The organism is Actinomycetospora sp. NBRC 106375, assembly GCF_030269665.1.
Classification (GTDB): domain Bacteria; phylum Actinomycetota; class Actinomycetes; order Mycobacteriales; family Pseudonocardiaceae; genus Actinomycetospora.
In genome coordinates this window covers 18,028-43,153 of record NZ_BSTS01000006.1, presented here as the reverse complement: position 1 = coordinate 43,153, position 25,126 = coordinate 18,028, and the positions used below count along the sequence as shown (strand labels likewise).

The following is a 25,126-nucleotide window of genomic DNA, read 5'->3' as shown; positions in this document are numbered from 1 at the left end:
GACCCGCCTGCCGTCCAGTGTTCGGGGTGGTCACCCCACCGGGCACTGTGTCGGCCCACAGAGATCGCCACGGGCCGATTGTGGTCGGACACAGCGTGCGCCGGCCCTGCGGCCGACCAGCCCCGTCAGCCTGCGTCGACCAGACGAGCGCGCCACGCGTCCAGGTCGTCGTCGGGGACGCCGGCCTCGCGGAACGGGGCGCGTGGGTCGTCGTCGACGAGGTCGAGCACCGGCTCGAGGTGGGCGGGGGTGACGCCGACACGGTCGGGCTCGACCGTCGGCTCGATCGCGCCCTGCACCGCGAGGCGGTCGCGCAGCGCCACCCGGTGCTCGTTGGTCGCGGCGAAGTCGGCGGCGACGACGTCCCGCGGGACGCCAGCCGCGCGCAGCAGCAGGGCGACGGCCACCCCGGTGCGGTCCTTGCCGGCCGCGCAGTGCACGAGCATCGGGCCGGGGCCGTACGCGGCGACGCCGACGAGCTGCGGGAGCCAGGCCTCGCCGATGCGCACCAGGAGCAGGTAGAGCTCGCCGGCGTCGAGCTCGCCGGCGCGGCCGCGGGCCTGCTCGGCGGGCGAGAGCGCCGCGATCAGGGGCAGGTGGGTCAGCTCGGAGCCCAGCGCCGGGAGCGGGTGCTCCGCGGGGAGCTCGCCCGGGTTGCGCAGGTCCACGACGCTGCCGGGTGGCCATCCGAGCCCGCCGGGTCCCGCGTCGGTCGCGTCGTCGGCCAGGGGCGCGTCGGCGCGCCAGAGCACGCCGGGCCGGGTGCGCCCGCCGTCGACCGTGGGCATGCCGCCCACGTCGCGGAGGTTCGCGAGGTGCCGGGCGACATCGGTGCTCGGGACGGTCGGGGGCGAGGCTGGCACCGGGTGGTCTCCTTCGTCGGGGCCTCCATCGTCCCGCCGCGAGGTGAACGTTCCGGGTCGTCGTAGCGGACGTCACCCACCGGCGGCGCTGCGCGGCGCGCGCGACATCACCGAAGCGTGTGCGGTGGGTCACAGGGATCGCGCGAGGACGGGGAGAGATCGTGGACGGGTGAGCGAGCCCGAGGTGGTCCTGCGCGCGGTACGCCCGTCGGACGAGTCGCTCGCCCGCGCCGCCCAGGCCGCCCTCGCGCCCGACGGGTTCGACTTCGGGCTCTGGGCGGACGGCGAGCCCTGGCTCTCCTACCTGGACCGCCTCGACCGTGAGCACCGCGGCGTCGACCTCCCGCCGGGCCGCGTGCCGATGACGTTCCTCTACGCCGAGGTCGAGGGCCGGATCGTGGGCCGCACCTCGATCCGGCACTCGCTCACCGCCACCCTCTGCGTGCAGGGGGGTCACGTCGGCTACGCCGTGCTTCCCGACGAGCGGCGGCGGGGCTACGCGACGGCGATCCTGCGGCAGAGCGTCGCGCACCTGCGGGAGCGCGGCGTCGGTCCGGTCCTCGTCACCTGCGCCGCCGACAACCCCGGCTCCCTGGCCGTCATCCGGAACAACGGCGGCCGCCCCGACACCTCCTGGCCGTCCTCCCGGCCGCACGGCGACCACGTCGCGGAGATCCTGCGGTTCTGGATCGACTGATGCCTTGACGAGGAATGCGGCTTTCCTGGCGTGAGAAGCCAGGATCGCCACACCCTCGCTCGCGCGACACGCCGGAACGCGGTCGACATCCCCGGGACCCTGGACCCGTGGGGTGGACGGTGACCGACGACGTCGACGAGTTCTGGCGCGCGACCCACGACCACCTGCGGGCGCACCGGGTGGCGTCGACCGTCGTGCTCTCGGCCGTCGACAGGTTGCGCGCCCGGGGTTCGCCCGACGGGATCCCGGAGCTGGCGTGGTGGACCGACGGCGCCGGCGTCGGCGCGACCGTCATCCGGACCCCGCCGCACCGTCCCGTCGTCTCCGCGATGCCGGACGACGCCGCCCGGGCATGGGCCGCGCACCGGCCCCCGCCGGCGTGGGTGATGGGGCCGCCGCAGACGGTCGACCGGCTGGCGTCGGCCTGGGGCGCGACGGTCGAGGTGGCGGTCCGCGAGCGGCTGCACCGGCTCGCCGCGCTCGTCCCGCCGCCGGACCCGACACCGACCCGCCCCGCCGCCGACGCCGAGCGCGAGTGCCTCTCGTCGTGGTGGTCGGCGTTCCACCGGGAGGCCACGCCCGACAGCCCGCCCCCGCCCCGCGAGGCGGTCGACGCGGCCGTCGACGACGGCCGAGTCCTGGTCGCCGTCGACGGCGACACGCCGGTGGCCTGGGCCGTGGTGGGACACCCGGTCCTGGGCGTCTCGCGGATCGGCCCGGTGTACACCCTCCCGGCCCACCGCGGCCGCGGCCACGGCGCGGCGGTGACGGCCGCCGTCGCCCGGCTGGCGGGCGCGCGCGGCGCCGACGAGGTCCTGCTGTTCACCGATCTCGCCAACCCGACGAGCAACGCGCTCTACGCACGGCTCGGGTTCGTCGGCGTGCAGGACGTCATCGACGCGCGCCTCAGATCGTCTACTCGAGGTTGACGACAGGGACCATCGTCAACCTAAAGTGGACGCATGCCACCGACACCGGCCCAGCCCGTCCGCCTCGACGACCTCATCCAGGCGATCACCTCGGTCCACACGGACACGCTCGAGCAGCTGCAGGACGCCGTGCTCGCCGCCGAGCACCTCGGGGAGGTCGCCGACCACCTCATCGGCCACTTCGTCGACCAGGCGCGCCGCTCCGGGGCGTCGTGGACCGACATCGGCAAGCGCATGGGCGTCACCAAGCAGGCCGCCCAGAAGCGGTTCGTGGCCAAGGGCGAGGAGATCGACTTCCAGGAGGGCTTCGGGCGGTTCACGCCGCGCGCCCGCAACGTGGTGGTCTCGGCGCAGGAGGAGGCCCGCACCGCGGGCAGCGCGGAGATCGGTCCGGTCCACGTCGCCCTCGGCCTGCTCCACGAGCCGGAGTCGCTCGCCGTGCTGACCATGAAGGCCCTCGACGTGGCGCCGGAGACCGTGCGCCGCACGCTCGTGGGCACGCTGCCGGCGCGGTCCGACGAGCTCGGCGCGCTCATCCCGTTCGACGCCGCGGCCAAGAAGGTGCTGGAGCTGACGTTCCGCCAGGCGCTGCGCCTCGGGCACAACTACGTCGGCACCGAGCACATCCTGCTGGCGCTGCTCGAGCACGAGGACGGCGCGGGCACGCTCACCGGCCTCGGGCTGGACCGCGACGCCGTCGAGGGGCACGTCGTGCGGACGCTCTCCATGCTGTCCGGGGCGCCCGAGGACCCTCAGACGCCGTAGACCCGCCGCGGTTGGATCAGCACGGCGGCCCGCCGCTCGCGCGCCATCGTCGCGTCGTACTCGGCCCAGTCGTCGTGCGTGCCGCCCGCCGCGCGGAAGACGTCACGCAGCAGGGCGGGGACGTCGAGGACGCCGGTCAGCGGGTCGTCCGGCCCGGCGATCTCGGTGCTGCCCTCGACGGTCGTCCAGCGCCACCCGGCGCGGACCGTGACCGTGATCCACGGCCGGGCGCGGAGGTTGGCGAGCTTCACCGAGCCGCCCGCGGCCACGAGCCCGACGATCGGCGTCCCGTGCACCGGGTGGTCCATCACCCCGGCGTTGACGACGCTCGACTGCACCGACCCGTCCGCGCGGGAGGTCGACACCACGACCAGGAAGTGCTCGCCGGACGCGCGCTCGCGGAAGTCGTCGAGGTCCATGGGGCCGAGCCTGGCACGCGGTCAGCCGAGGGCGAAGCCGAAGGGCAGCTCGAGGCGGTGGGCGGCGAGGAAGTCGGCGTCGGCGAGGATCTCCCGGGTCGGGGCGTCCGCCACGACGACGCCGCCGTCGATCACCACCGAGCGCGGGCAGAGCTGCAGGGCGTAGGGCAGGTCGTGCGTGACCATGAGCATGGTGCGGTCTAGCCCGAGCAGCACCTCGGCGAGCTCGCGGCGCGCGACCGGGTCGAGGTGGGTCGACGGCTCGTCCAGCACGAGGATCTCGGGGTCGCACGCCAGCACGGTCGCGAGCGCGGCCCGGCGGCGCTGACCGCCGGAGAGGTGCATGGGCGAGCGGTCGGCGAGGTCGGCCACGCCGACGGCGTCGAGGGCCTCCTTGACCCGCAGCGAGAGCTCGGGCTCGGTGACACCGAAGTTCGCCGGCCCGAAGGTCACGTCGTCGGCGACCGTGGGCATGAACAGCTGGTCGTCGGGGTCCTGGAAGACGATCCCGACCCGGCGGCGGATCTCCTGGACGTTCTCGCGCGTGACCTCCAGCCCGCCCACCTCGACGCGCCCGGCGCCCGCCCGGTGCACCCCGTTGAGGTGCAGCACGAGCGTGGTCTTGCCCGCGCCGTTCGGGCCGAGCAGCGCCACCCGCTCGCCGCGCTCGATGCGCAGGTCCACCCCGAAGAGCGCCTGGTGACCGTCGGGGTACGCGAACGCCAGCCCGTCGACCCGCAAGGAGGGGGGTGTCACGCCACCCAGTATCCGGAGATCGCGAGCGCCAGCCCGACGGCCGCCGGCAGCAGCGCGACCGACCACGTCACGCGCGACGCGGACGCGGTCGTGAAGGCCGGCATGCTGCCGGTGAAGCCCCGCGAGAGCATCGCCAGGTGCACGCGCTCGCCCCGCTCGTACGAGCGCAGGAACAGCGAGCCGACCGAGCGGACCGTCGCCCCGAGCTGCCAGACGAAGCGCGGGTCGTGGCCGCGGGACAGCCGGGCGAGGCGCATCCGCCGGGCCTCGGCCGCGATCACCTCGAGGTAGCGCAACATCAGCGTCGCGATCACGCAGACCATCGACGGCACGCGCAGCCGCGAGAGCCCCGACACGAGGTCGCGCAGGGGCGTGGTGGCGGCGAGCGTCACCGAGATCAGCACGCCGAGCGTCCCCTTGACGAGGATGTTCCAGCCCGCGAGCAGGCCGTCGAGCGACAGCGACATCCCCCACCACTCGACGCGTGGGCCGGCGGCGAAGAACGGCAGCAGGACGGCGAGCACGACGAACGGCGCCTCGATGAGCGACCGGGCGGCGAGCCACCCGGGCGGGATGCGCGCGGCGACCCAGATGCCGACGAGCAGCAGGAAATGCAGCCCGAAGATCGCGAACGCCTCGCGCGGCGTCGCCACCACGGCGAGCACCATGAGGAACGCGACGACGATCTTCACGTGCGCCGGGAGCCGGTGGACCACCGAGTCGCCGGGGCGGTGGAGGGCGTGCGTGTGACCCGCTCCCACCGTCACTCGACCCGGCTCGGGGTCTCGTCGCGGGTCGACGAGCGTCGCCGCAGGAGCCAGAAGAGACCGCCGGCGAGCACGAGCGTCACCAGGACACCGATGACGCCCGCGATCCCGGTCGTGCCCTCGCTGCCGCCGACGGTGTAGTCGGCGAGCGGGCTCCCGCCGGTCGCGTGCTCGCCGGCGTTCTGCGCGATGCACCGCCCGCCCACCGGCTCCCCGGACTCGTCGAGCTGGCAGCCGGACTGCGTCACCGCGTCCAGGCCGTCGGGGCTGCTGCTCGCGGCGTACGAGACGACGCCGGCCAGCAGCAGCGCGACGGCGAGGAAGCCCGCGTAGAAGGCGAGGGGGAGCTTCTTCACGAGGTGACTCCCTGGGACTTGATCTGCAGCGACGGCGCGGCCGACCGCGTGAGGTAGATGAGATCGGGGCGCACGGCGGCGACGGCGCCGACGGTGAGCGCGGTGATGATCCCCTCGCCGATGCCGATGAGGGCGTGGAAGCCGACCATCAGGCCGAAGACCGTGCCCAGCGCGAGGCCCTGGCCGCCGATCGCGTACTCGAGCACGAAGCCGAGCGACGCGACGACGGTGTTGACCCAGGCCGCGACGAAGGCCGTCACGACCAGGCCGGCGCGGCTGCGCAGGGCGAACCGCCGCAGGGCCACGGCGACGCCGTAGCCCACGAAGGTCCCGATCAGCGCCATGTTCGTGATGTTGGTGCCGAGCGCGGACAGCCCGCCGTCGGCGAAGAGCAGCGCCTGCAGGAGCAGCACGATCGACACGCAGATCGCGCCGACGTAGGGCCCGACGAGGATCGCGCAGAGGGCGCCGCCGAGCAGGTGGCCGCTGACGCCGGGCAGGATCGGGAAGTTCAGCATCTGGACGGCGAACACGAAGGCCGCGACGAGCCCGGCCATCGGCGCGGTGCGGTCGTCGAGGTCGCGCCGCGCCCGGGCGACGCACACGGCGAGGCCGAGCACCGCGACCACCCCGAAGATCAGCGAGGTCGGCGCGTTCACGATCCCGTCGCTCATGTGCATCGCGACGAGGTCGGTCTGCGGTTCCACGAGTTCACCCCCACGGCGGCAGCGGGCAGGCGCACCCCGGACGGGTGGCGAGCCGCCACAGTGTGTCGCAGGAAAGGCGCTGTCGCACTATTCCTGCGACAACCGAGGCCTGGCCGATGGGAGGGTGCGGCGACGCCCGGAACGTGCTCCGGAGGCCGAGCATCCGGGAGGATGCGCGGCGGGGACGCGGACGGGGAGGTCGACATGGCACAGGACCGGACGACGTGCGCGATCGCGGGCGGTGGGCCCGCGGGCATCGTCCTGGGGCTGATGCTGGCGCGGGCCGGGGTCGAGGTCACGGTGCTGGAGAAGCACGCCGACTTCCTGCGCGACTTCCGCGGCGACACCGTCCACGTCTCGACGATGACCCTGATCGACGAGCTCGGGCTGTGGGACCGCTTCGCGCAGCTGCCGTGGAAATCCATCGAGAAGGCGCAGGTCGTCATGGACGCCGGGCCCTCACCGGTCGCCGACATGACGCGGCTCCGCGCACCCCACCCGTTCGTCGCGATGGTCCCGCAGTGGCACCTGCTCGACATGCTCGCCGCCGCCGCGGCCGAGGAGCCGACGTTCACGCTGCTCCGCAACGCCGAGGTGACCGACCTGCGCCGCCGCGCCGGGCGCGTCACGGGCCTGCGCTGGCGGGAGACCGGGGCCGAGGGCGGCGCCGAGCACGACCTGGCCGCCGACCTCGTCGTCGCGTGCGACGGGCGCGACTCCCGGGTCCGCGCGCTGACCGGGCTGCCGCTGCGGAGCTACGACGTGCCGATGGACGTGTGGTGGTTCCGCCTCGCCCGCCGGACACGTAGCGAAGCGGAGCTGGACCATCGGGACAGCGACGCCGACGACCCGGCGGGCGGGCTGGGTCGGGTGTCCCCCGGGCGCTTCGTCGTCATGCTCGACCGCGGCGACTACTACCAGGCCGCCTACATGATCCGTCGCGGCACGGACGCCGAGTACCGACGCGGCCCGGTCCAGGTCCTGCGCGACGACCTGCTGCGGCTGCTGCCGTGGCTCGGCGACCGGGTCGACGGCCTCGCGTCGTGGGACGACGTCAAGCTGTTGCAGGTCACCCTCGACCGCCTCGAGCGGTGGTCAGCGCCCGGCGTCCTGTGCATCGGCGACGCCGCGCACGCGATGAGCCCCGTCGGCGGCGTCGGGATCAACCTCGCCGTGCAGGACGCCGTCGCCACCGCCCGCGACCTCGGGCCGGTGCTCGCGGCCGCGCCGCCCGATCCCGCCGCCGTCGACCGCGCCGCGGCGGGGGTGCAGCGGCGCCGGTGGCTGCCGACCTGGGTGACGCAGACCGGGCAGCGCCTGGCCCATCGGGCGGTCATCCGCGCCGCGCTCTCCGAGGACGCGCCCGGTCGCGACCGGCTCCCGCCGCCGCTGCGGGTGCTCCAGCGGGTGCCGGCGCTCCAGGTCGTGCCGGCTCGACTGGTCGGCGTCGGGGTGCTCCCGGAGCACGCCCCGGAGTGGGCCCGGCCTGCTCAGGACGCGAGCGCGAAGAACTCCAGCGCGTTCCCGTCGGGATCGGTGAACGACAGCGCCCAGCCGTAGTCGGCCTCGACGATGCCGCTGTGCGGGACGCCGATCTGGTCGAGGTGGGTCTGCCAGGCGGCGACCGCGGCCCGGTCGGCGCACGCGAACCCGACGTGGTCGAGCCCGGGCGCGACGACGTCGAACCGGTCGCCGGAGCGCGCGCTGTCGTGTGCGGTGAGCCCGAAGAGCTGGCCGCCGGCGAGGGCGAAGACCTTCCGCTCGAACGGGCCGTCGGTCAGCGTCATCGCCGGCTCGACGCCGAAGAGCTGCCGGTACCAGGGCTCGCTCGCGGCGAGGTCGGTCACCGACAGCGCGACGTGGGAGATCGAGGGGAGCTCGGGCACGGGGTCCTCCAGGTGTCGATGGACGCAGCGAACGTGGCGTCCGCCAGCTTCTATCGCAGCGAACGCAACGTTCGCTGCATCCGGGGCGCTCGGTTCAGTCCGCGCGGACCGGGAAGCGCGTGGGGCCGCGCAGGACGGTGGCGACGCGCGGCTCGATGCGCCCGGCGGGCCGAAGCCGCGGCATCCGGTCCGCGAGCATCTCCAGCGCCACCTCGCCCTCGAGGCGCGCGAGGGCGGCGCCGAGGCAGTAGTGCGCGCCGCCGGAGAACGCGAGGTGGGCGGTGGTCTGCTCGCGGCGCGGGTCGAAGCGGTCGGGGTCGGGGTGCGCGGCCGGGTCGCGTCCGGCGGAGGCGAGCAGCACGAGCACGCCAGAGTCCTTCCGCAGCGCCCGTCCGCCGATCTCCACGTCCTCGTGCGCGAACCGGGCCGTCAGCTGGACCGGCGGGTCGAAGCGCAGCGTCTCCTCGATCGCGCCCGCGGCGAGCCCGGGGTCGGCGACGAGGTCGTCCCACGTCCCGGTGGCGTGCAGGGCGCGCACGGCGTTGCCGACGAGGTTCGTCGTCGTCTCGAAGCCGGCGACCAGCAGCAGCTGGGCGAGGGACACGAGCTCGTCGAGCGTCAGCGTGCCCGCGTCCAGCGCGTGCACGAGCTGGGAGATGACGTCCTCGCCCGGCTCGGCGCGGCGGCGTTCGACGAGGTCGGCGAACAGCGCCCGCAGGTCGGCCGTGGCCCGGGAGAGCGCGTGGGCGTGGCGCACCGACCGGACCCCGTCGAGGGCGGCGCCGAGCGCGCGGCCCCAGCGGGCGAAGCGCGGGGTGTCGACGTCGGGGATCGCGAGCAGCTCGGCGATCACGCTGATCGGCAGCGGGGCGGCGAGGTCGGCGGTGAGGTCGAACGTGCCGCGCGCAGCGGCGTCGTCGAGCAGGCGGGCGGTGACCGTGCGCGCGGTCTCCCGGTACTGCGCGAGGCGCTTGGGCGCGAACGTCGGCTGGGCGAGGCGGCGCAGGCGGGCGTGGTCGGGCGGGTCGAGGGCGAGCAGCGACAGGTCGATGGGCTCGATGAGCGCGGTGCCGGGGTCGGTGGGGTCGTGCCCGTCCGAGCCCGAGGCGCTGCCGGCGTCGTCCGTCGGGTCGAAGGGCATCTGTCCGTCGGCCAGCCGCACCCCGAAGCGCCGGTCGCGCAGCACCGCGGTGCAGGCCTCGTGCGTGGCGACCGCGCGGATCCCCGTGCGGCTGCGCGTCACCCCGCCGGCCGCGGCGGCCTCGGCCCGCAGCCGCGCGTAGGTCGGGTACGGGTCGAGACGCCAGGGTCGGTGCATGAGCCGGGCGACCGGGTCGCCGCGCAGCGCCAGCGCGAGGCCGCCGGCGCGCATCACGGCGATCCGCGTCCCCAGGCGCAGGTCGGCGCGCCAGCGGGGCATCCGGCGCGGCGCGGTGCGGGAGTCCGCCTGGTCCGTCCGGCCCGCTGTCACGTCGTCGGCTCCTGCCTCGTCCTCGTGGTCGATGACCCGGTGCGCTGTGTCACGTCCGCTCGGCTGGACCGGACGGCACCCGGCGCGGAGGGTGGAAACTGCCCGTCCGGGTCGATCCCGGCGGGCACGATCCGGTCGCCCGGACCACGATGCCATCGCGGACGGCACGCGTCCGCCGGACGAGACAGGCGCTGAGGAGCGGGATGTGACGAGCACCAGCCCGGCGCCGCGCGTCCCGTCCGCGCACGCCGCCGACCCGGTGCGGCTGCTGCGCGCGTGGAGCCCGGGTCGCGGCTCGTGGTTCTCCGGTCCCCGGGGCTCGCTGCTCACCCGCGGCGTCCGCGCCCGCCCGGCCTCGGGCGACGCCGACGCCGTGCTGCGCTGCCTGCGCGGGATCGGCGGGGACGCGGTGGCGGTCGGGGCGCTGCCGTTCGACACCGCCGCGCCGGCCCACCTCGTCGTCCCCGAGCACGTCGAGCGCGCCGGTCCCCTCGGTGCGGTGCTGGTGGCCGACCCCGTCGGTGCCCCGGTGGCCGGGGAGGCCCGCCCGGACCCGGCGCCGGCGGCGTACGAGGCGATGGTGGCCGAGGCGCTCGCGCGCATGGCGGCCGGTGGGCTCGACAAGGTCGTCCTGTCGCGGGCGCTCGACGTCGTCGCCGACGGCCCGGTCGACCCCGTGCCGATGCTGCGCGAGCTGGCCCGCCGCGACCCCCGCAGCTACCTGTTCGCCGTCGACCTGCCCGCCGAGCGGCCCGGCGCGCCGCGCACGCTGCTCGGCGCGAGCCCCGAGCTGCTGCTCGCCCGGCACGGCGCCGACGTCACCGCCAACCCGCTGGCCGGGTCGGCGGCGCGGTCGGCCGACGCCGACGAGGACCGCCGTCGCGGCGAGGCCCTGCTCGCCTCGGCCAAGGACCGCCACGAGCACGCGCTCGTCGTCGCCGACGTCGCGGCCCGGCTGGGCCCGCTCGTCGACGACCTCGAGGTGCCCGAGGCCCCCTCGCTGGTCGCGACGCCGACGCTGTGGCACCTGTCGACGACCCTGCGCGGGCGGGCGACCGAAGCCGGCGCCTCCGCGCTGCACCTGGCGCAGGCGCTGCACCCGACGCCCGCGGTCTGCGGCGTCCCGCGCGCGGCCGCGCACACGGCGATCCGCGAGATCGAGCCGTTCGACCGCGGCTTCTACACCGGCGCCGTGGGCTGGACCGACGCCCGCGGCGACGGCGAGTGGGTCATGGCGCTGCGCTGCGGCGAGGTGCAGGGTGAGCGGGTGCGACTGTGGGCGGGCGCCGGGATCGTCCCCGCGTCGTGCCCGGCCGACGAGCTCGCCGAGACCGCGGTGAAGCTGCGCACGCTGCTCGACGCGCTCGGGCTCGACGAGGCGTGAGCCGCTGGGACGAGGTGCGCGCGGGCCGCGAGCTGCTGCGCGACGACGATCTCCTCGTGCTCGACAAGCCGGCCGGCTGGTCGGTGATGGGCGAGCGCCACGACACCGACATCGTCCGGATCGCCGCGGACGCCGGCGAGGAGCTCTGGCCCGCGCACCGCATCGACAAGGTCACGTCCGGGCTCGTGCTCTTCGCCCGGCGCCTCGAGGTCCACGGTGACCTGACCCGGCAGTTCGCCGACCGCAGCGTCGCCAAGACCTACCTCGCCGTCGCGACCGGGACCGGGCTGCCCGAGCGCGGCACCGTCGAGCTGCCCCTGTCGGTGGGCCGCAAGAACCGCGTGCGGATCGCCGCGCCGCGCGAGGCGATCACGTGCGCCGACGGCGTCTGGACCGTCCCCGACGACGCCGTCCTGGCCGGCGACACCTATCCCTCGACGACGACGTTCGAGCGGCTCGGGGTCGGCGAGGACCGCACGCTGCTCGCGGTCACGCCCACCACCGGACGGCGGCACCAGATTCGCGTGCACCTCGCCTGGATCGGCCACGCGCTCGTCGGCGACCCGCTGTTCACGAAGAACCCGCCGACGCGCACCGGCCTGCACGCCTGGCGGCTGGGGTTCACGGGTCCCGACGGCGTCCGCCACGCCCTCGAGGCCCCGCCCGGGGACGACTTTCGCGCGCTGGGCCCTCCGGGCACGTGAGCGATATGGGTCGTCATGGCGACCCATATCACTCACGTGCGGCGGAGCCGCCTCACGCCAGCGCCGCCCCGAGGTTCGCGATCGTCTCGCGCATGGCGTCGGGCGTGACCTCCTGGACGCGGCCGAGGATCTCGGGGTCCGTGAGGTCGGCCCAGTCGTGGTAATGCGTCACGAGGGTCTGGTCGTCGTCGGTGGGCGCCAGCTCCCAGCCCCAGACGTGCCCCGAGGGCTGCGCGCCGGGCTTCGCCGGCGCCCAGGCGAGCGCGCGGTCGGGCTCGTAGCGCACGACGTGGTTCTCCACGCGGTAGTGCCCACGCGCCGGGTGCTCCATCTCCATGACGAAGACGTCGCCGACCTCGGTGATCGCCAGGTGGGTGTGCGAGGCGCGGACGGTGCCGCTGCCGTCGAGGTCGGGATGGCGGTCCGGGTCGGCGAGCAGGGCGAAGACCCGCTCGACGGGGGCGTCGAGGGTGTCGCTGACCGAGATGCGCGTGTCGCTCACCGCGCGATCGTCCCAGCACGCTCGTGACCGGACCGTGCGGCGGGTACTCGCCGGCCATGGGGACGCCGGAGATCACGCTGCACCGGGGCGACATCACGCGGGCCGAGGTCGACGCGGTCGTCAACGCCGCGAACTCCGGGCTGCTCGGCGGCGGCGGCGTCGACGGCGCGATCCACCGCGCGGGCGGGCCGGCGATCCTCGAGGCCTGCCGGGAGCTGCGGCGCACGACGTTGCCGGACGGTCTGCCCACCGGGCAGGCCGTCGCGACCACGGCCGGGAACCTGCCGGCGCAGTGGGTGATCCACACCGTGGGGCCGGTGTACGCGCAGGGCGAGGACCGCTCCCACCGGCTCGCCTCGGCGTACCGCGAGTCGTTGCGGGTCGCCGACGAGGTGGGCGCCCGGACGGTGGCGTTCCCGGCGGTATCGGCCGGCGTGTACGGGTGGCCGCTCGACGACGCGGCCCGGATCGCGGTCACGACGGTCCGGACCACGAGCAGTGCGCTGACCGAGGCCAGGTTCATCCTCTTCAGCGACGATGTGTATGAGGCCTTCGCCCGAGCGGCCGAACCGACTGGGTGAAACGTCCGGCTCGCGAGCACGTTCTGTCGGCGATGTCCGGAACCCACACCGGTTGTGCTCCGAACCGGTCCCGGTGACGTGTGGGTGGCCACGTTTGCGATCCGTGACCTGCTCGTCACTGGGTCGTTGACGTCGACGGATCGCGGTGTGGGAACCGCCGGTCTCCGTCTCGTCGGGGGGACGGCCGACGCGAACGAGGGGCAGGACGCCGATGGCGGGCAGGCATCGCAGGGGGACGCCGCGCGGTGTGCCGACCGGACGACTCGCGGTCTCGGTGGCCGCGCTCGGTCTGGGGGCGCTCCAGCTGGGCGGGGTCGCGAACGCGGCGCCGGCCGGTGATGCGGGTGTCGGCGGGACGTCCTGCACCGACGCGCGGATCAAGGTGTGCGTGGACCTCTCCGAGAACCGCGCGTGGCTGCTCGACGGCAACGGCAACGTCGTGGGCGACCCCTACCAGGTCAGCCACGGTGCCGAGGGCCACGAGACGCCCACCGGTGACTTCGTGATCCAGTGGAAGGACCAGTACCACAAGAGCAAGGAGTACAACGGCGCCTCGATGCCGTACTCCGTGTTCTTCGACGGCGAGGGCCGCGCCTTCCACGGCGGCGGCACCGACCGCGAGTCGGCGGGCTGCGTGCGCCTGGCCACCGAGGACGCGAAGACGTTCTTCAACTACCTGAACCCGAACGACCGGGCGCAGATCGTCTCGTAGGTCGTTTCCTCCGGACCGGGCCCGTCGGGGTCAGCTGCGGCGTGTCGGGGCGAGGGGCAGCCGAGGGGGATGCCCCTCGCCCCGACACCGCCGGGTCCCGTCGCGGGGGTCAGGCCCGGCGGCGCAGCACCAGCGCGATCGCGCCGCCGACCACGACGATCGCGATGACGACGAACACCCAGGCCGGCACGCCGCCGCCCGAGGTGTCCTGACCGGCCGCGGCGGCCGGGGACGGGGTGGCGGCGCTGGGCTGGGCGGGCTGGGCCTGCGGGCCGGCGTTCCCGCCGGTCGTCCCGGCGGCCGTCCCGGCGGCGGGCGACGGCGTCGTCAGCGAGAACGCGACCGAGCCGCTGACGGGGTGGCCGTCGTCGGAGACGACGCGGTAGCCGATCTCGTAGCGGCCGGCCTGCGGCAGCGCGCCGACCGGTGCCGTGAGGACGTTGCCCTGGAGCGTCGGCGTGCCCTGCTCGTGGTGGGCGCCGTCCGGGCCGACGATCGTGACCGCCGCCCCCTCGGGCTTCGGGGCCTCGTCGAAGGTCAGCGAGACCTGGGTCGGGGCGGACGCGACGGTCGCGCCGTCGGCGGGGTCGCTGCCGGTGAGCACGTCGTGCGCGCTCGCGGGTCCGGCGGACAGGAGCAGGGCGCCGACGGCGAGCAGCCCCGTCAGCAGGACGGCGAGCACGCTCCTCGGGCGTGAGCGGGCGGACGGGGTCCGCGGATCGGGCACGGGATCGCGCACAGCGGGGTCCTTCCGGGTCGGGGTGTGGTCGCGGCGGTGACCGGGCGCGGCCCGGTCCGGTGCGGCGACGGGGGACCCCGGCGCGGGTGGTGGCCGACGGCGGCCCGGCGGGGCCGACCGAGGGTGGTCCGGTGGTGCGGGGCGCGGCGCCCCGCGGCGGGAGCGGGCGGCGGACCGGTGAGGTGCCGGGTCCAGGCGACGACGTGACGGCGGGCGGTCCGCAGCAGCGCCCGGTCGGCCTGCGCGAGCCCGGCGGCGACGACGACCGCGACCGCGAGGTGCGCGGCGAGCATCCCGGGACCGGGACCGGCGGCGTGCCCGTGGTGGTCGTGCATCGCCGGCGCGGCCGGCATCGCGAGGTGCAGGGCGAGCTGCCCGCCGGCGAGCGCCACGACGAGCACGGGCGCGGACCGCGGGCGGGCGCCGACGAGGGCCGTGGCGACGACGACGGCGAGGGCCACCGCGGCGGTGACCGGCGAGAGCGCCACGACGCCGCCGGCCTCCCCGTGCGCCGCCGCCCCGAAGACGGCGGCGACGCCACCGAGCAGCACGGCACGCGCCGGAGAAGCTCGGTCGGGGGTCACGGCGCCCCACGGTAGCCGCGCGCCGCGGGGCCTCAGGGTGTTCTCAGATGTGAGCGCTTTCGTGCGCCATACCGCAGGAAACCGCTCACATGGCGCGGAGGAACCCGGCGATCTCGGCGACGGCCTGCAGCGAGGTGCGCGGGGTCAGGCCGCCGGTGGCGACGTAGCCGTGCGCGGCGCCGAGGTAGCGGGTGAAGCGCACCGGCACCCCCGCGGCGTCGAGGGCGGCCGCGTAGCGCTCGCCGTGGTCGCGCAGGGGGTCGTGGTCGGCGGTCTGCACCAGCGCCGGCGGCAGCCCGGTGAGGTCGGCGCGCAGCGGCGAGGCGTAGGGGTGCGTGCCGTCCGCGCCGCCGAGGTAGAGCGCGTGGAACCCGCGGATGTCGGCCGCCGACAGGATCGGCGCGACCGGGATCTCCCGCTCCGAGGGCAGCACGTCGACCATCTCGACGCCCGGATAGACGAGCGCCTGCGCCGCGATCGCCGGGGCCTCGGCCGCCGTCGAGCGCCCGGTCCCGGGCCATCAGGCAGACGACGGTGGCGAGGTTGCCGCCGGCGCTGTCGCCCATGACGGCGAGGCGGGCGGGGTCGATGCCGAAGCGCCCCGGGTCGGCGGCGAGCGCCGCGACGGCGTCGTAGCAGTCCTGCGCGGGCACCGGGAAGGTGTGCTCGGGCGCGAGGCGGTAGTCGACCGACAGGACGACCAGCGCGCCCTGCCGCGCGACGTGCGCGCAGAGCCACTCGGACTGGTCGAGGTCGCCCTGGACGAACCCGCCGCCGTGGAAGTTGACCACCACGGGAGCGGGCGCGTCGGTCGACGGCGGCCGGTAGACCCGCACCGGCAGCCCCTCGGGCACCGCCGCCGTGGGCAGCCGGGCGTCCTCGACGACGACGTCGCGCGGCGGCGTGCCGATCACCGCGCGGCCGAGCGGTCCGTGCTGCAGGCGCAGGACGGCCGCCCGCGCGGCGGGCACGTCGGCGGGGTCGAGGTGGGCCACCGAGCCGCCGAGCCACCGGCGGGCGGTGCCCACGACACGCAGACCGAGAGGGAGGCGCACGGGGTCACACCTTGGCGGTGACGTCCACCTCGATGTTGCCGCGGGTCGCCTTCGAGTACGGGCAGAGCTCGTGGGCGCGGGCGACGAGCCGGTCGGTGGTCTCCTGGTCGGCGCCGGGCACGGTCGCGGTGATCCAAACCTGGAGCCCGAAGCTCCCGGCGTCCGGGCCGATGCCGACCTTCGCCTCGACGTTCGTCGAGTCCATGTCGACGTCCGACTGCCCGCCGGCGAGCTTGAGCGCCTGGTGGAAGCAGGCCGCGTAGCCGGCCGCGAAGAGCTGCTCGGGGTTGGTGCCGCCACCGGGACCGCCGAGCTCCTTCGGCATCGTCATGTCCTGGTCGACGACGCCGTCCGAGCTGCGGACGTGGCCGTTGCGCGCGTCACCGGACGACACGGCCTCCGCGGTGTACTTGATGTCCATGCCCCGGGCGTACCCGCCCGCCTGCCCGCTGCCCCATGACGTGCGACATGCCAGGGTTCTCCGCATGCCCGACCTGCACATCCCCGCGTCCGCGGGCAGCCACCAGTCCGCGTACCTGGCCGTCCCGGCGGTCGGCGACGGCCCGTTCCCCGGCGTGGTCGTCCTGCAGGACGCGTTCGGCGTCGGCGAGAACATCAAGGACCACACCGACCGGCTCGCCGCGGCCGGCTACCTCGCCGTCGCCCCGGCGATCTACACCGCCCGCGGCGGCGGCCCGCGCTGCGTCGCGGCGACGCTGAAGGCGATGAACTCCGGCGAGGGCCCGGTGTTCGACGACATCGAGGCCGCCCGCGGCTGGCTCGCGGACCGCGACGACTGCACCGGACGGGTCGGGGTCATCGGCTTCTGCCAGGGCGGCACGTTCGCGCTGCTCTCGGCGGCCCGTCACGACTTCGCCGCCGCGGCCCCGAACTACGGGATGGTCCCCGAGGACGCCGAGGCCGACCTCGCCGGCATCTGCCCGGTGGTGGCCAGCTTCGGCGGGCGCGACGCGATGCTGCGCGGGCATCCGGAGCGGCTCGAGGCGGCGCTGACCGCCTTCGGGGTCGACCACGACGTGCGGACCTACCCCGAGGCGGGCCACAGCTTCTTCGAGCACCTCCCGGCCAACGGCCTGCTGGTGCGCTTCACGGGCACCGGGTTCCACCGCCCCAGCGCCGACGACGCCTGGGGCCGCATCCTGCGGTTCTTCGCGACGCACCTGAAGGACGCCGCGTGACCGAACCGCTCGAGAGCTACCTCATCGACATGGACGGGGTGCTCGTCCACGAGGAGAACGCCCTGCCCGGGGCCGACGAGTTCATCCGCCGGCTCGACCAGGCCGGCAAGCACTTCCTCGTGCTGACCAACAACTCGATCTACACCCCGCGCGACCTGCAGGCCCGCCTGCACGCGAGCGGCATCGACATCCCGGCCGGGAACCTCTGGACCTCGGCCCTGGCCACGGCGCAGTTCCTCGACAGCCAGCGGCCGGGCGGCAGCGCATTCGTCGTCGGCGAGGCCGGGCTGACCACCGCCCTGCACGACGTCGGCTACATCCTCACCGACCGCGACCCCGACTACGTCGTCATCGGCGAGACCCGCACCTACTCGTTCGAGGCGATCACCCGCGCGATCCGGCTCATCGAGGCCGGCGCGCGCTACATCGTCACCAACCCCGACGCCACCGGGCCGTCCCCCGAGGGCACGCTGCCCGCGGCCGGGTCCGTCGCCGCGCTGATCACGCACGCGACGCGGCGCGACCCGTACTTCGTCGGCAAGCCCAACCCGCTGATGATCCGGGCGGGTCTCAACACCATCGGCGCGCACTCCGAGACGACCGCGATGATCGGCGACCGGATGGACACCGACATGGTCGCGGGCATGGAGGCCGGGCTGCACACGATCCTCGTGCTCTCGGGCGTCACCGACCCAGGCGAGATGGACCGCTACCCCTACCGCCCGCAGCAGGTCGTGCAGAGCGTGGCGCACCTCGAGGTAGGGGTCCGCGGCTGACCGGGTATCTCGCCGGCATGCCCGACGATTTCGAGGACCTGCCGTCCACGCTGCAGCGCTCGCCGCAGAGCGCGCGGAAGACCTACGCCGACGCGAAGGAGTCCGCCGAGGAGACCTACGGGTCCGGCGAGCGGGCCAACCGGACGGCGTACGCGGCGCTCAAGCACACCCACGAGAAGGTCGGCGACCACTGGGAGCCCAAGGAGGAGAAGGGCCCGTCGGACTCGCAGGCGCGCAGCGGAGGGCCGAACCCGAGCGGGGAGTCGGCCGGCGGGGTCGACGCCAACGCAAGTAAAGAGCACCTCTACGAGCGCGCCCAGCAGCTCGGCGTCGAGGGGCGCTCGCAGATGGACAAGGACGAACTCGTCGACGCCCTGCAGAAGGCCAGCGAGCGGGAGACCCGCAAGGCCCGGGGTGAGTGAGTCGACGGTCGATCCCGCCCCGGTCCCCGCCCCGCAGCGCGAGCTCGGATGGCTCGAGCTCGCGACCGGCGCGGTCTCGTACGTCGTCCTGCAGGTGGCCCTGTTCGTCGCGGTCGGCGTGGTCACCGAGGGCACCCCGCCCGCGCCGGTGCTCGTCGCCGTCTCGGGGGCCTCGGCGTTCGGGGCGGTGGGGCTCGCCCTGCTGCTGCGCGTGCGGCGGCTGTCCGCGGTCGGCGTGGTCCGGACACCGTGGCGGACCGTGGCGCTCGGTGCCGGGCTCGGCGCGGCCGTCTGGCTGCTCTCGCGCGTCCTCATCGTCGTCTACGTCGCGATCACGGGGGACACGTCCGACCCGCAGGAGGCGCTGACGCTGTTCAGCGGCCCGGTCGCCGCGACGCTGGTGATCCTCATCGGCGGCCTGGTGGTCCCGCTCGGCGAGGAACTGCTGTTCCGCGGCCTCGGCTACGGGGTGCTGCGCCGCGTGGGCCGCGTCGTCGCGACGCTGCTCACCGCGGCGATCTTCGCCCTCGCCCACGGGCTCAACGTCGTGTTCGCCGCCGCGTTCGTGCTCGGCGTCGTCAACGCCGTGCTCTACGAGCGCACGCGGTCGATCTGGCCGTCGGCCGCGGCGCACGCGACGTTCAACCTCATCTCGTTCGTGCTGGTGCTGGTGGTCGGCAGCCAGCCGTGATCAGCGCGCCTGCTCGGTGGGGCGCACGAGCATCTCGTTGACCGCCGCGCGCCGGGGCCGGGTGACCATGTGCACGACGGCGTCGGCGATGTCCTCGGGCTCCATGAGACCCAGTTCCTGGGACTGCTCGGCGTCCTGCGCGGCCCCGTTGCCCTCGGTCAGCTCGCTGCGCACCAGGCCCGGCTCGACCAGCCCGACGCGCACATGGCGCGCCCCGAGCTCCTGGCGCAGGGCCTCGGAGAACGCGCCGACGGCGTGCTTGGTGGCGGCGTAGACGTTCGCGCCCGGGAAGGCGACCTTGCGCCCGGCCACCGACGAGATCGTCACCACGTCGGCGACGCCGCGCGGGCCCTTCGCGGCCGCGGCCAGGTGCTCGAGCGCCGCGTGGGTCGTGCCGAGCACGCCGTTGACGTTGACCTCGACCATGCGCCGCCACTCGGCGAGGTCGGACTCGGCGGCGGGGTTCATGGAGCCGTAGCCCGCGTTGTTGACCAGGATGTCGATGCCGCCGAGGTCGCGGGCGACGCCGGCGATCACGGTCGCGACGGCGTCGTCGTCGGTGACGTCGACCTCGTAGACCGCGGCCCGCTCGCCGAGCTCGCCGGCGAGGGCCTCGAGCCGGTCGCGGCGCCGGGCCAGCAGCGCCACCCGGGCGCCCTGACCGGCCAGGGCCCGCGCGGTGGCCTCGCCGATCCCGCTGGACGCGCCGGTGACGACGGCGGTGGTGCCTTCGAGCGTGCTCACGTGGTCCTCCCGCGATGGACGTCGATCACGGCAGGCGTACCCGGGACGCCGAGGTGGAACCCGGCCCCGTGACTACTGCGACCGACACCGACATCGAGGTCCACGACCCTGCGACCGGCGAGCTCGTGGGCCGGGTCCGGCCCGCGGGCCCCGACGAGGTCGACGCCGCGGTCGCCCGGGCGCGCGCCGCCCGCGACGGGTGGGCGCGCACCCCGGCCGCCGACCGCGCGGGCCTGGTCCGCGACGCCGCCGGCGCGCTGCGCGCGGTCGCCGAGGAGCTCGCGCGGCGGGGCGAGACCGAGACCGGCCGGCCCTACGACGACGGGCTGGGCGGGGTGCTCGCCGCGGCCGGGACGCTCGAGCAGTACGCCGAGCTCGGCCCGCTGCACCGCGGGCGCTCGCTGCAGGGCTCGTGGTCGGCGACCGACCTGATGGTCCCCGGGCCGCGCGGTGTCGCCGCCGTCATCACGCCGTGGAACGACCCGGTCGCCGTCGCCGGCGGGCTGATCGGTGCCGCGCTCGTCGCGGGCAACACCGTCGTCCACAAGCCCAGCGAGCGGTGCCCGCACCTCGGCCGGCGCTTCGCCGAGCTCGTGGCGTCGTTCCTGCCCGAGGGCGTCCTGGAGATCGTCGACGGCGCGGGCCCCACGGGGGCCGCGCTGTCGGGGCACGCCGGGATCGACCTCGTGGCCCACGTGGGCTCGATCGCCGCGGGCCGCGCGATCCGGCAGGCCGCGGCGGGCACCGGGGCGCACGTCCTGCTCGAGAACGGCGGCAACGACGCGCTGGTGATCGACGACGACGTCGACCCCCGCTGGGCCGCGGAGCAGGCGGCGCTCGGGTCGTACGCGAACGGCGGGCAGGTCTGCGTGTCGGTCGAGCGCATCTACTGCGCCGCCGCCGTGGCCGAGCCGTTCCTCGACGCGCTCGCCGCGGAGGCCGCGCGCTGGGTGTACCGCCCGTCCGCGGCCGGCGAGAAGGCGCTGGGGCCGCTGGTCGACCGCCGGCACCGCGAGCACGTGCACAGCCACGTCGCGGCGGCGGTCGACGACGGGGCGACGGTGCACGCGGGCGGGTTCGTGCCCGACGGGGACGGGGCCTTCTACCCGGCGACCGTGCTGTCCGGGCTGACGCCGGCGATGACGATCCTGCGCGAGGAGACCTTCGGGCCGGTCGCCGCGGTGCGCGTCGTCGAGGACTTCGCGCAGGGCCTCGCCGAGGCGATCGACGACCCGCACGGCCTCGCCGCCTCGGTGCTCACCGGGAGCATGGCGAACGCCCAGCGGGCGTGGCGGGAGCTGCCGGTCGGTACCGTGAAGATCAACGCGGTGTTCGGCGGCGCTCCGGGCGGCGCCGCTGAGCCCCGGGGCACGTCGGGATCCGGCTTCGGCTACGGCCCGGAGCTGCTCGACGAGATGACGACCACCAAGGTCGTGCACTGGTCGCCGCTGCCGTGACGTCGCGCCTCCCGGTGGGACGATGGGCGCTCCTCGTCCCGACCGGGAGGTCACGCCGGTGTCCCTGCGACACGCCCTGCTCGCGCTGCTCGAGGCGGGCCCGATGACGGGCTACGAGCTGGCCAAGCAGTTCGACGCCTCCGCGGGGTACGTGTGGCACGCCCACCACCCGCAGATCTACACGGAGCTGCGGCGGCTGGAGGCCGAGGGCCTCGTGGAGGCCGAGGAGGCGCCGCGCGGCGCGGCGGCCACCAAGCGGCTCTACGTCGTCACGGACGCGGGCTGCGACGCCCTGCTCGCCTGGGTCGCCGAGTCCGACGAGCCCGCCCGCGAGCGCGACCCGGTCCTGCTCAAGGCGACCTACCTCGAGTACGGCTCGTTCGACGTCGCCCGGGGGCACCTGCGCCGGCACCGGGACCACCACCGGCGGATGGCCGCGGGCTGGGAGGCCCACGCCGACGACCTCGAACGGCGCGACACCACGCTGCTGCGCCGTCGGCTGGCCCACTCGCCCCGGCACGCCCACGAGGCGATCGTGGCCTACAAGGTCCACGTCTACCGGGGTCTCTCGGAACGCTCACGCGGCGAGGTGCGCTGGGCCGAGCAGGGGCTCGAGCTGGTCGACCGCCTCGAGGCCGACGCCGGCCCGGTCGGCGACTCGCCCGTGAACCCGCCGACACCGCCGGAACGGCGCTCGCCCGCGTCCTGACCCCCGTCGCACCGATCGGTCCCCGCGGTGCTTCGGCCTTCATTTATGTATGTCTGTACGTATAACGTGACACACCATCACGCGGCGGACGACGACAGGGAGGTCGACGATGACCACGGGCGCGACGGTGGACGTCCGGGAGGTGCTCGAGCGCACGCGGGTCGGACCGCTCCGGATCGGTGTGGTGGCCGTGTGCGCCCTGGTGGCCCTCCTCGACGGGTTCGACCTCCAGATCATCGGGCTGGCGGCGCCCTCGCTGGCGAAGGCGCTGGCGATCCCCACGGCGAGTCTCGGCACGGTGTTCTCCGCGGCGCTCCTGGGTCTCGCCGTCGGCGGGCTGGCGGTCGCCCCGCTCGCCGACCGGGTCGGGCGCCGGACGGTCCTGCTCGCCGCGGTCCTCTGCTTCGCGGTGTTCACGCTGGCGACCGCGGTCGCGACCGGCCTGCCGTCGTTGCTGACCTACCGGTTCCTCACCGGCCTCGGGCTCGGCTCGGCGCTGCCGTGCGCGGTGAGCCTCGCCTCCGAGTACGTCCCGGCCCGGCGCCGCGCCGCCACCGCCGGGCTCCTGTTCGCCGGGCTCCCGGTCGGCGGGGTGCTCGCCGGCGCGCTGGGGAGCCTGGTGCTGCCCGCCACGGGGTGGCAGGGGCTCTTCGTCATCGGCGGTATCGTCCCGGTGGTCGTCGCCGTGGTCATGGCGGTGTGGCTGCCGGAGTCGCTGACCTCCCTCGTGGCCCGCGGTGCGCCCGCGGCCCGCATCGCCCGGGTGGTCGCGCGCGTCGCGCCGGGCGAGGACGTGGCCCCCGGGACCCGGTTCGTCGGTGTCGAGGCAGGGGCCCGCGGGGTGCCGGTCGGGCGCCTCGTCGAACGCGGCCGGCGGACCCCGACCGTCCTGCTCTGGGCGTCGTCCTTCGCGGTGTTCCTCGTGCTGGTCGTGAACTCGTCGTGGACCCCGACCCTGCTCGCCCCCCTGGGGCTGCCCGTCCCGCGCACGGCGGTCGCGCTGGCCCTGTTCAACGCCGGCAGCGTCGTCGCGACGGCCGCCGGCGGGTGGCTGATCCAGCGCTACGGGGCCCGTGCGGTCATCCCGCCGGCCTTCGTCCTCGCCGCTGTCGGCGTCCTCGGCGTCGGGCTGCTCGCGCCGTCCCTCGCCGGCGTGGCCGCCATGGAGGTCCTCGTCGGGCTCGGTCTCGGCGCCGCGAGCTCGGGCGTCGTCGCCCTGGCGGCCGTCGCGTACCCGACGGCGTTCCGCTCGACCGGCGTGGGGTGGGCGATGGGGGTCGGCCGCATCGGTTCCTTCGTCGGCCCGCTGGTCGTGGCGGCACTGGTGGCCGCCTCGTGGGCGGTGCCCGGGGTGTTCGGGGTGCTGGCGGCGATCTGTCTCGTCGGCGGCCTCACCGCCCTCGCGCTGCGCGCCCGCCGGGACGACGGGGCGTCGGCGTCGTCGACGGACGCTCCGGTCGCGGGCGGTGTCGCATGAGCCGCGACGTGCCGATCACGCTGGCCTGCTGGGACTACGACCGGACCCGCGCGCTCGAGGACGGCTCGGTGCCCGTGGCGGGCGTCGACCTGACCTACCTGCGCCTGCCGGTCGAGGAGACCTTCTTCCGGATGCTGCGGTACCGGGAGTTCGACGCGGCGGAGATGTCGCTGTCGTCGTACGTCACCGCGCTCGCTGCGGCGCCCGACGACCCGCCGTTCGTCGCGATCCCGGTCTTCCCCTCGCGGGCCTTCCGCCACTCCGGGATCTACGTGAACGCCGACAGCGGGATCACCGAGCCGGGCGACCTCGCCGGCCGTGTCGTCGGCGTCCCCGAGTACCAGCTCACCGCCTGCGTGTGGATCCGCGGGATCCTCGCCGACCACCACGGCGTGCCGGTCTCCTCGGTGCACTACCGCACCGGCGGCATGCACACGCCGGGCCGGACCGAGAAGCAGGCGCTCGACCTGCCGCCCGAGATCGACGTCCAGGCGATCGCCGCCGACCGCACCCTGGCCGACATGCTCGTCACCGGCGAGATCGACGCGCTGTACGCGCCGCGCACCCCACGACCGCTGCTCGAGGGGCGGCCCGAGGTGCGCCGGCTGTTCCGCGACCCCCGGGCGGCCGAGGAGCGCTACGCCGCCGACACCGGCCTCTTCCCGATCATGCACGTCGTCGTCCTGCGGCCCGACGTCCACGCCCGGTGGCCCTGGCTCGCCCGCTCGCTGTACGACGCCTTCGTCCGTGCCAAGGCGGTCGTCGAGGCGCGTCTCGAGGAGACCGCGGCCAACCCGACGCTGCTGCCGTGGGCCCAGGACGACCTCGCCCGCGTCCGCCGCCTGCTCGGCCCGGACCACTGGTCCTACGGGCTCGAGCCCAACCGCGCCGTGCTCGACGTGTTCCTGCGCTACGCCCACGAGCAGGGCCTGACCGCCGCGCGCCTCGTCGCCGACGACCTCTTCGTCTCGTCGACCCGGGAGGGCGGGGTGATCTGACCGCGCCACCTGAACGGGCGGCCGGTGTCTGACGGTGCGTGGCGATCATCCGTGCGTGACCCCCGGACGGGTGGTCTCGTTACCCCGACGTGACCAACGAGGACGAGGCCATGACGGTTGCCGGCCCGACCACGGCGCTGCGACCTCCGCAGCCGGCGGCGCCGTCCCGGCGTCTCGCGTGGCCCGGCGTCCTCCTGCGCTCGACCCTGGGCGTCTCGACGGCCGTCGCGGGTGTCCTCGGGGTCGGCGTCGCCACCGGCGCGGCGCCGATGCTGTCGATGGTGGCCGCGCCGCCCGCCACGCTCGCGGTCCCGCCCCCGCCGGTCGCCGAGCCCGTGGTGGGCCCGCCGCCGGTGGCGAGCTCGACGTCCGACACGACGGAGTCGACGACCCGCAGCACCGCCCGCTCGACCCGGCGGACGGCCGACGAGACCACGACGGCCCGGCGCCCCACCCGCGTCGTCACCCCGCCGCCGGTCCTGCCGCAGCCCCAGCCGCAACCCCAGCCGCCCGCCGACCCGCCGGGCGGCGGCGGCGCCGGTGGGGGCAACGGTGGCGGCAACGGCGGTGGCGGTGGTGCCGGAGGTGGCGGCGGAGGCCAGGGCGGCGGCAACGGTGGCGGCCAAGGCGGCGGCGGCGGCACCGGCGGCGGTCAAGGTGGCGGCGGCACCGGGGGTGGCGGCCAGGGCGGCGGCGGTGGTCAGGGCGGCGGCGGCAACGGGGGCGGCACCGCGCAGCCGCAGCTCAACACCAGCGCCGGCTGACGCCGTACCCAC

General features: G+C 75.4%; 30 protein-coding genes and 2 pseudogenes. 17 read left to right on the top strand and 15 right to left on the bottom strand.

All coding sequences use genetic code 11. The features are described 5' to 3' along the window. Positions 1 to 125: 125 nt before the first annotated feature. Positions 126 to 863 carry a tyrosine-protein phosphatase gene (locus QSK03_RS11615; protein WP_285651865.1) on the bottom strand — a complete coding sequence of 246 codons (738 nt, stop codon included), beginning with the start codon at positions 861 to 863 and terminating at the stop codon, positions 126 to 128. A 169-nt stretch (positions 864 to 1,032) separates the two neighbouring features. Here QSK03_RS11615 and QSK03_RS11610 point away from each other — a divergent pair, with 169 nt between their 5' ends. The 3 genes from QSK03_RS11610 to QSK03_RS11600 all read left to right on the top strand — a co-directional run bounded on the left by QSK03_RS11610 (position 1,033) and on the right by QSK03_RS11600 (position 3,254). After that, entirely contained in the window at positions 1,033 to 1,560 is a 528-nt protein-coding gene (locus QSK03_RS11610; protein ID WP_285651862.1) for a GNAT family N-acetyltransferase, read from the top strand. A gap of 107 nt (positions 1,561 to 1,667) precedes the next feature. After that, positions 1,668 to 2,489: a GNAT family N-acetyltransferase gene (locus QSK03_RS11605; protein ID WP_285651861.1), complete on the top strand. Its 822-nt coding sequence runs from the start codon at positions 1,668 to 1,670 to the stop codon at positions 2,487 to 2,489. Between the two features lie 33 nt (positions 2,490 to 2,522). Beyond that, entirely contained in the window at positions 2,523 to 3,254 is a 732-nt protein-coding gene (locus QSK03_RS11600; RefSeq protein WP_285651858.1) for a Clp protease N-terminal domain-containing protein, read from the top strand. Here QSK03_RS11600 and QSK03_RS11595 read toward each other — a convergent pair. The 5 genes from QSK03_RS11595 to QSK03_RS11575 are packed head-to-tail and all read right to left on the bottom strand — an operon-like array spanning position 3,242 to position 6,232. After that, the gene (locus tag QSK03_RS11595) at positions 3,242 to 3,673 is read right to left on the bottom strand and encodes a TIGR03618 family F420-dependent PPOX class oxidoreductase (protein WP_285651855.1); all 432 of its coding nucleotides are present in this window, start codon (positions 3,671 to 3,673) and stop codon (positions 3,242 to 3,244) included. The two genes, QSK03_RS11600 and QSK03_RS11595, sit on opposite strands and share 13 nt — an antisense overlap. Before the next feature lie 21 nt (positions 3,674 to 3,694). Further along, positions 3,695 to 4,429, bottom strand: coding sequence for an energy-coupling factor ABC transporter ATP-binding protein (locus QSK03_RS11590; RefSeq protein WP_285651852.1), 735 nt, complete (start codon positions 4,427 to 4,429; stop codon positions 3,695 to 3,697). Beyond that, complete coding sequence (gene cbiQ / locus QSK03_RS11585; protein ID WP_285651849.1) at positions 4,426 to 5,190, bottom strand: cobalt ECF transporter T component CbiQ; 765 nt, start codon at positions 5,188 to 5,190, stop codon at positions 4,426 to 4,428. Before cbiQ ends, QSK03_RS11590 begins: the two co-directional genes overlap by 4 nt. A gap of 2 nt (positions 5,191 to 5,192) precedes the next feature. Next, entirely contained in the window at positions 5,193 to 5,552 is a 360-nt protein-coding gene (locus tag QSK03_RS11580) for a PDGLE domain-containing protein (RefSeq protein ID WP_285651847.1), read from the bottom strand. Continuing rightward, positions 5,549 to 6,232: an energy-coupling factor ABC transporter permease gene (locus QSK03_RS11575; protein ID WP_285652432.1), complete on the bottom strand. Its 684-nt coding sequence runs from the start codon at positions 6,230 to 6,232 to the stop codon at positions 5,549 to 5,551. The genes QSK03_RS11580 and QSK03_RS11575 overlap by 4 nt, the downstream gene beginning before the upstream one ends. A gap of 231 nt (positions 6,233 to 6,463) precedes the next feature. Between QSK03_RS11575 and QSK03_RS11570 the strand changes: the two genes are divergently transcribed. Continuing rightward, a complete protein-coding gene (locus QSK03_RS11570; RefSeq protein ID WP_285651845.1) occupies positions 6,464 to 7,819 on the top strand; it encodes an FAD-dependent oxidoreductase in 1,356 nt (451 codons plus the stop codon). On the opposite strand, the gene QSK03_RS11565 is transcribed toward QSK03_RS11570, so the two are convergent. Further along, positions 7,750 to 8,145, bottom strand: coding sequence for a VOC family protein (locus QSK03_RS11565; protein ID WP_285651843.1), 396 nt, complete (start codon positions 8,143 to 8,145; stop codon positions 7,750 to 7,752). The two genes, QSK03_RS11570 and QSK03_RS11565, sit on opposite strands and share 70 nt — an antisense overlap. Before the next feature lie 94 nt (positions 8,146 to 8,239). Then, positions 8,240 to 9,616, bottom strand: a complete 1,377-nt coding sequence (locus QSK03_RS11560) for a cytochrome P450 (RefSeq protein WP_285651839.1) — start codon at positions 9,614 to 9,616, stop codon at positions 8,240 to 8,242. Between the two features lie 205 nt (positions 9,617 to 9,821). On the opposite strand from QSK03_RS11560, the gene QSK03_RS11555 reads away from it, so the two are divergent. Together QSK03_RS11555 and QSK03_RS11550 are read left to right on the top strand one after the other, a co-directional pair. After that, positions 9,822 to 11,000, top strand: coding sequence for an isochorismate synthase (locus QSK03_RS11555; RefSeq protein WP_285651836.1), 1,179 nt, complete (start codon positions 9,822 to 9,824; stop codon positions 10,998 to 11,000). Further along, positions 10,997 to 11,704, top strand: coding sequence for an RluA family pseudouridine synthase (locus QSK03_RS11550; RefSeq protein WP_285651834.1), 708 nt, complete (start codon positions 10,997 to 10,999; stop codon positions 11,702 to 11,704). The genes QSK03_RS11555 and QSK03_RS11550 overlap by 4 nt, the downstream gene beginning before the upstream one ends. 52 nt (positions 11,705 to 11,756) lie before the next feature. Here the strand turns inward: QSK03_RS11550 and QSK03_RS11545 are convergent, their stop codons facing one another. Further along, entirely contained in the window at positions 11,757 to 12,206 is a 450-nt protein-coding gene (locus tag QSK03_RS11545; RefSeq protein WP_285651831.1) for an SRPBCC family protein, read from the bottom strand. Positions 12,207 to 12,262: 56 nt separating this feature from the next. Here QSK03_RS11545 and QSK03_RS11540 point away from each other — a divergent pair, with 56 nt between their 5' ends. Next, complete coding sequence (locus QSK03_RS11540; protein ID WP_285652430.1) at positions 12,263 to 12,787, top strand: O-acetyl-ADP-ribose deacetylase; 525 nt, start codon at positions 12,263 to 12,265, stop codon at positions 12,785 to 12,787. A 247-nt stretch (positions 12,788 to 13,034) separates the two neighbouring features. Next, positions 13,035 to 13,499 (top strand): L,D-transpeptidase, encoded by a 465-nt coding sequence (locus QSK03_RS11535; RefSeq protein ID WP_285651828.1) that lies wholly within the window; start codon positions 13,035 to 13,037, stop codon positions 13,497 to 13,499. Positions 13,500 to 13,608: 109 nt separating this feature from the next. Here QSK03_RS11535 and QSK03_RS11530 read toward each other — a convergent pair whose 3' ends face one another. The 5 genes and pseudogenes from QSK03_RS11530 to QSK03_RS11515 all read right to left on the bottom strand — a co-directional run bounded on the left by QSK03_RS11530 (position 13,609) and on the right by QSK03_RS11515 (position 16,298). Beyond that, positions 13,609 to 14,181, bottom strand: coding sequence for a copper resistance CopC family protein (locus QSK03_RS11530; RefSeq protein ID WP_285651826.1), 573 nt, complete (start codon positions 14,179 to 14,181; stop codon positions 13,609 to 13,611). Beyond that, entirely contained in the window at positions 14,163 to 14,822 is a 660-nt protein-coding gene (locus QSK03_RS11525) for a hypothetical protein (protein WP_285651824.1), read from the bottom strand. The genes QSK03_RS11530 and QSK03_RS11525 overlap by 19 nt, the downstream gene beginning before the upstream one ends. An 85-nt stretch (positions 14,823 to 14,907) precedes the next feature. Then, positions 14,908 to 15,306 (bottom strand): annotated as a pseudogene (locus QSK03_RS11520) (alpha/beta hydrolase fold domain-containing protein); the annotation flags it as partial. Positions 15,307 to 15,328: 22 nt separating this feature from the next. Next, positions 15,329 to 15,658 (bottom strand): annotated as a pseudogene (locus tag QSK03_RS33135) (alpha/beta hydrolase); the annotation flags it as partial. Between the two features lie 223 nt (positions 15,659 to 15,881). Continuing rightward, the gene (locus tag QSK03_RS11515; RefSeq protein ID WP_285651821.1) at positions 15,882 to 16,298 is read right to left on the bottom strand and encodes an organic hydroperoxide resistance protein; all 417 of its coding nucleotides are present in this window, start codon (positions 16,296 to 16,298) and stop codon (positions 15,882 to 15,884) included. A gap of 64 nt (positions 16,299 to 16,362) precedes the next feature. On the opposite strand from QSK03_RS11515, the gene QSK03_RS11510 reads away from it, so the two are divergent. From QSK03_RS11510 to QSK03_RS11495, 4 genes are read left to right on the top strand one after another with little or no spacing between them, the layout of a single operon-like run. Continuing rightward, positions 16,363 to 17,076, top strand: coding sequence for a dienelactone hydrolase family protein (locus QSK03_RS11510; protein ID WP_285651818.1), 714 nt, complete (start codon positions 16,363 to 16,365; stop codon positions 17,074 to 17,076). A 29-nt stretch (positions 17,077 to 17,105) separates the two neighbouring features. Beyond that, on the top strand, positions 17,106 to 17,852 hold the full coding sequence (locus tag QSK03_RS11505) for an HAD-IIA family hydrolase (RefSeq protein WP_285652428.1): 747 nt from the start codon (positions 17,106 to 17,108) through the stop codon (positions 17,850 to 17,852). Positions 17,853 to 17,869: 17 nt separating this feature from the next. Beyond that, a complete protein-coding gene (locus QSK03_RS11500; protein ID WP_285651815.1) occupies positions 17,870 to 18,274 on the top strand; it encodes a ChaB family protein in 405 nt (134 codons plus the stop codon). Next, complete coding sequence (locus QSK03_RS11495) at positions 18,267 to 18,965, top strand: CPBP family intramembrane glutamic endopeptidase (protein ID WP_285651813.1); 699 nt, start codon at positions 18,267 to 18,269, stop codon at positions 18,963 to 18,965. The genes QSK03_RS11500 and QSK03_RS11495 overlap by 8 nt, the downstream gene beginning before the upstream one ends. Here the strand turns inward: QSK03_RS11495 and QSK03_RS11490 are convergent, their stop codons facing one another. After that, the gene (locus QSK03_RS11490; RefSeq protein WP_285651809.1) at positions 18,966 to 19,709 is read right to left on the bottom strand and encodes an SDR family oxidoreductase; all 744 of its coding nucleotides are present in this window, start codon (positions 19,707 to 19,709) and stop codon (positions 18,966 to 18,968) included. It abuts the gene before it with no gap. Between the two features lie 14 nt (positions 19,710 to 19,723). On the opposite strand from QSK03_RS11490, the gene QSK03_RS11485 reads away from it, so the two are divergent. The 5 genes from QSK03_RS11485 to QSK03_RS11465 all read left to right on the top strand — a co-directional run bounded on the left by QSK03_RS11485 (position 19,724) and on the right by QSK03_RS11465 (position 25,114). Next, positions 19,724 to 21,166: an aldehyde dehydrogenase family protein gene (locus QSK03_RS11485; RefSeq protein WP_502872159.1), complete on the top strand. Its 1,443-nt coding sequence runs from the start codon at positions 19,724 to 19,726 to the stop codon at positions 21,164 to 21,166. A 58-nt stretch (positions 21,167 to 21,224) separates the two neighbouring features. Next, on the top strand, positions 21,225 to 21,875 hold the full coding sequence (locus QSK03_RS11480) for a PadR family transcriptional regulator (protein WP_285651805.1): 651 nt from the start codon (positions 21,225 to 21,227) through the stop codon (positions 21,873 to 21,875). 109 nt (positions 21,876 to 21,984) lie between these two features. Continuing rightward, positions 21,985 to 23,352, top strand: coding sequence for an MFS transporter (locus QSK03_RS11475; RefSeq protein WP_285651803.1), 1,368 nt, complete (start codon positions 21,985 to 21,987; stop codon positions 23,350 to 23,352). Further along, complete coding sequence (locus QSK03_RS11470; protein WP_285651800.1) at positions 23,349 to 24,350, top strand: substrate-binding domain-containing protein; 1,002 nt, start codon at positions 23,349 to 23,351, stop codon at positions 24,348 to 24,350. The genes QSK03_RS11475 and QSK03_RS11470 overlap by 4 nt, the downstream gene beginning before the upstream one ends. A gap of 110 nt (positions 24,351 to 24,460) precedes the next feature. Further along, positions 24,461 to 25,114: a hypothetical protein gene (locus QSK03_RS11465; RefSeq protein ID WP_285651799.1), complete on the top strand. Its 654-nt coding sequence runs from the start codon at positions 24,461 to 24,463 to the stop codon at positions 25,112 to 25,114. Positions 25,115 to 25,126: the final 12 nt, after the last annotated feature.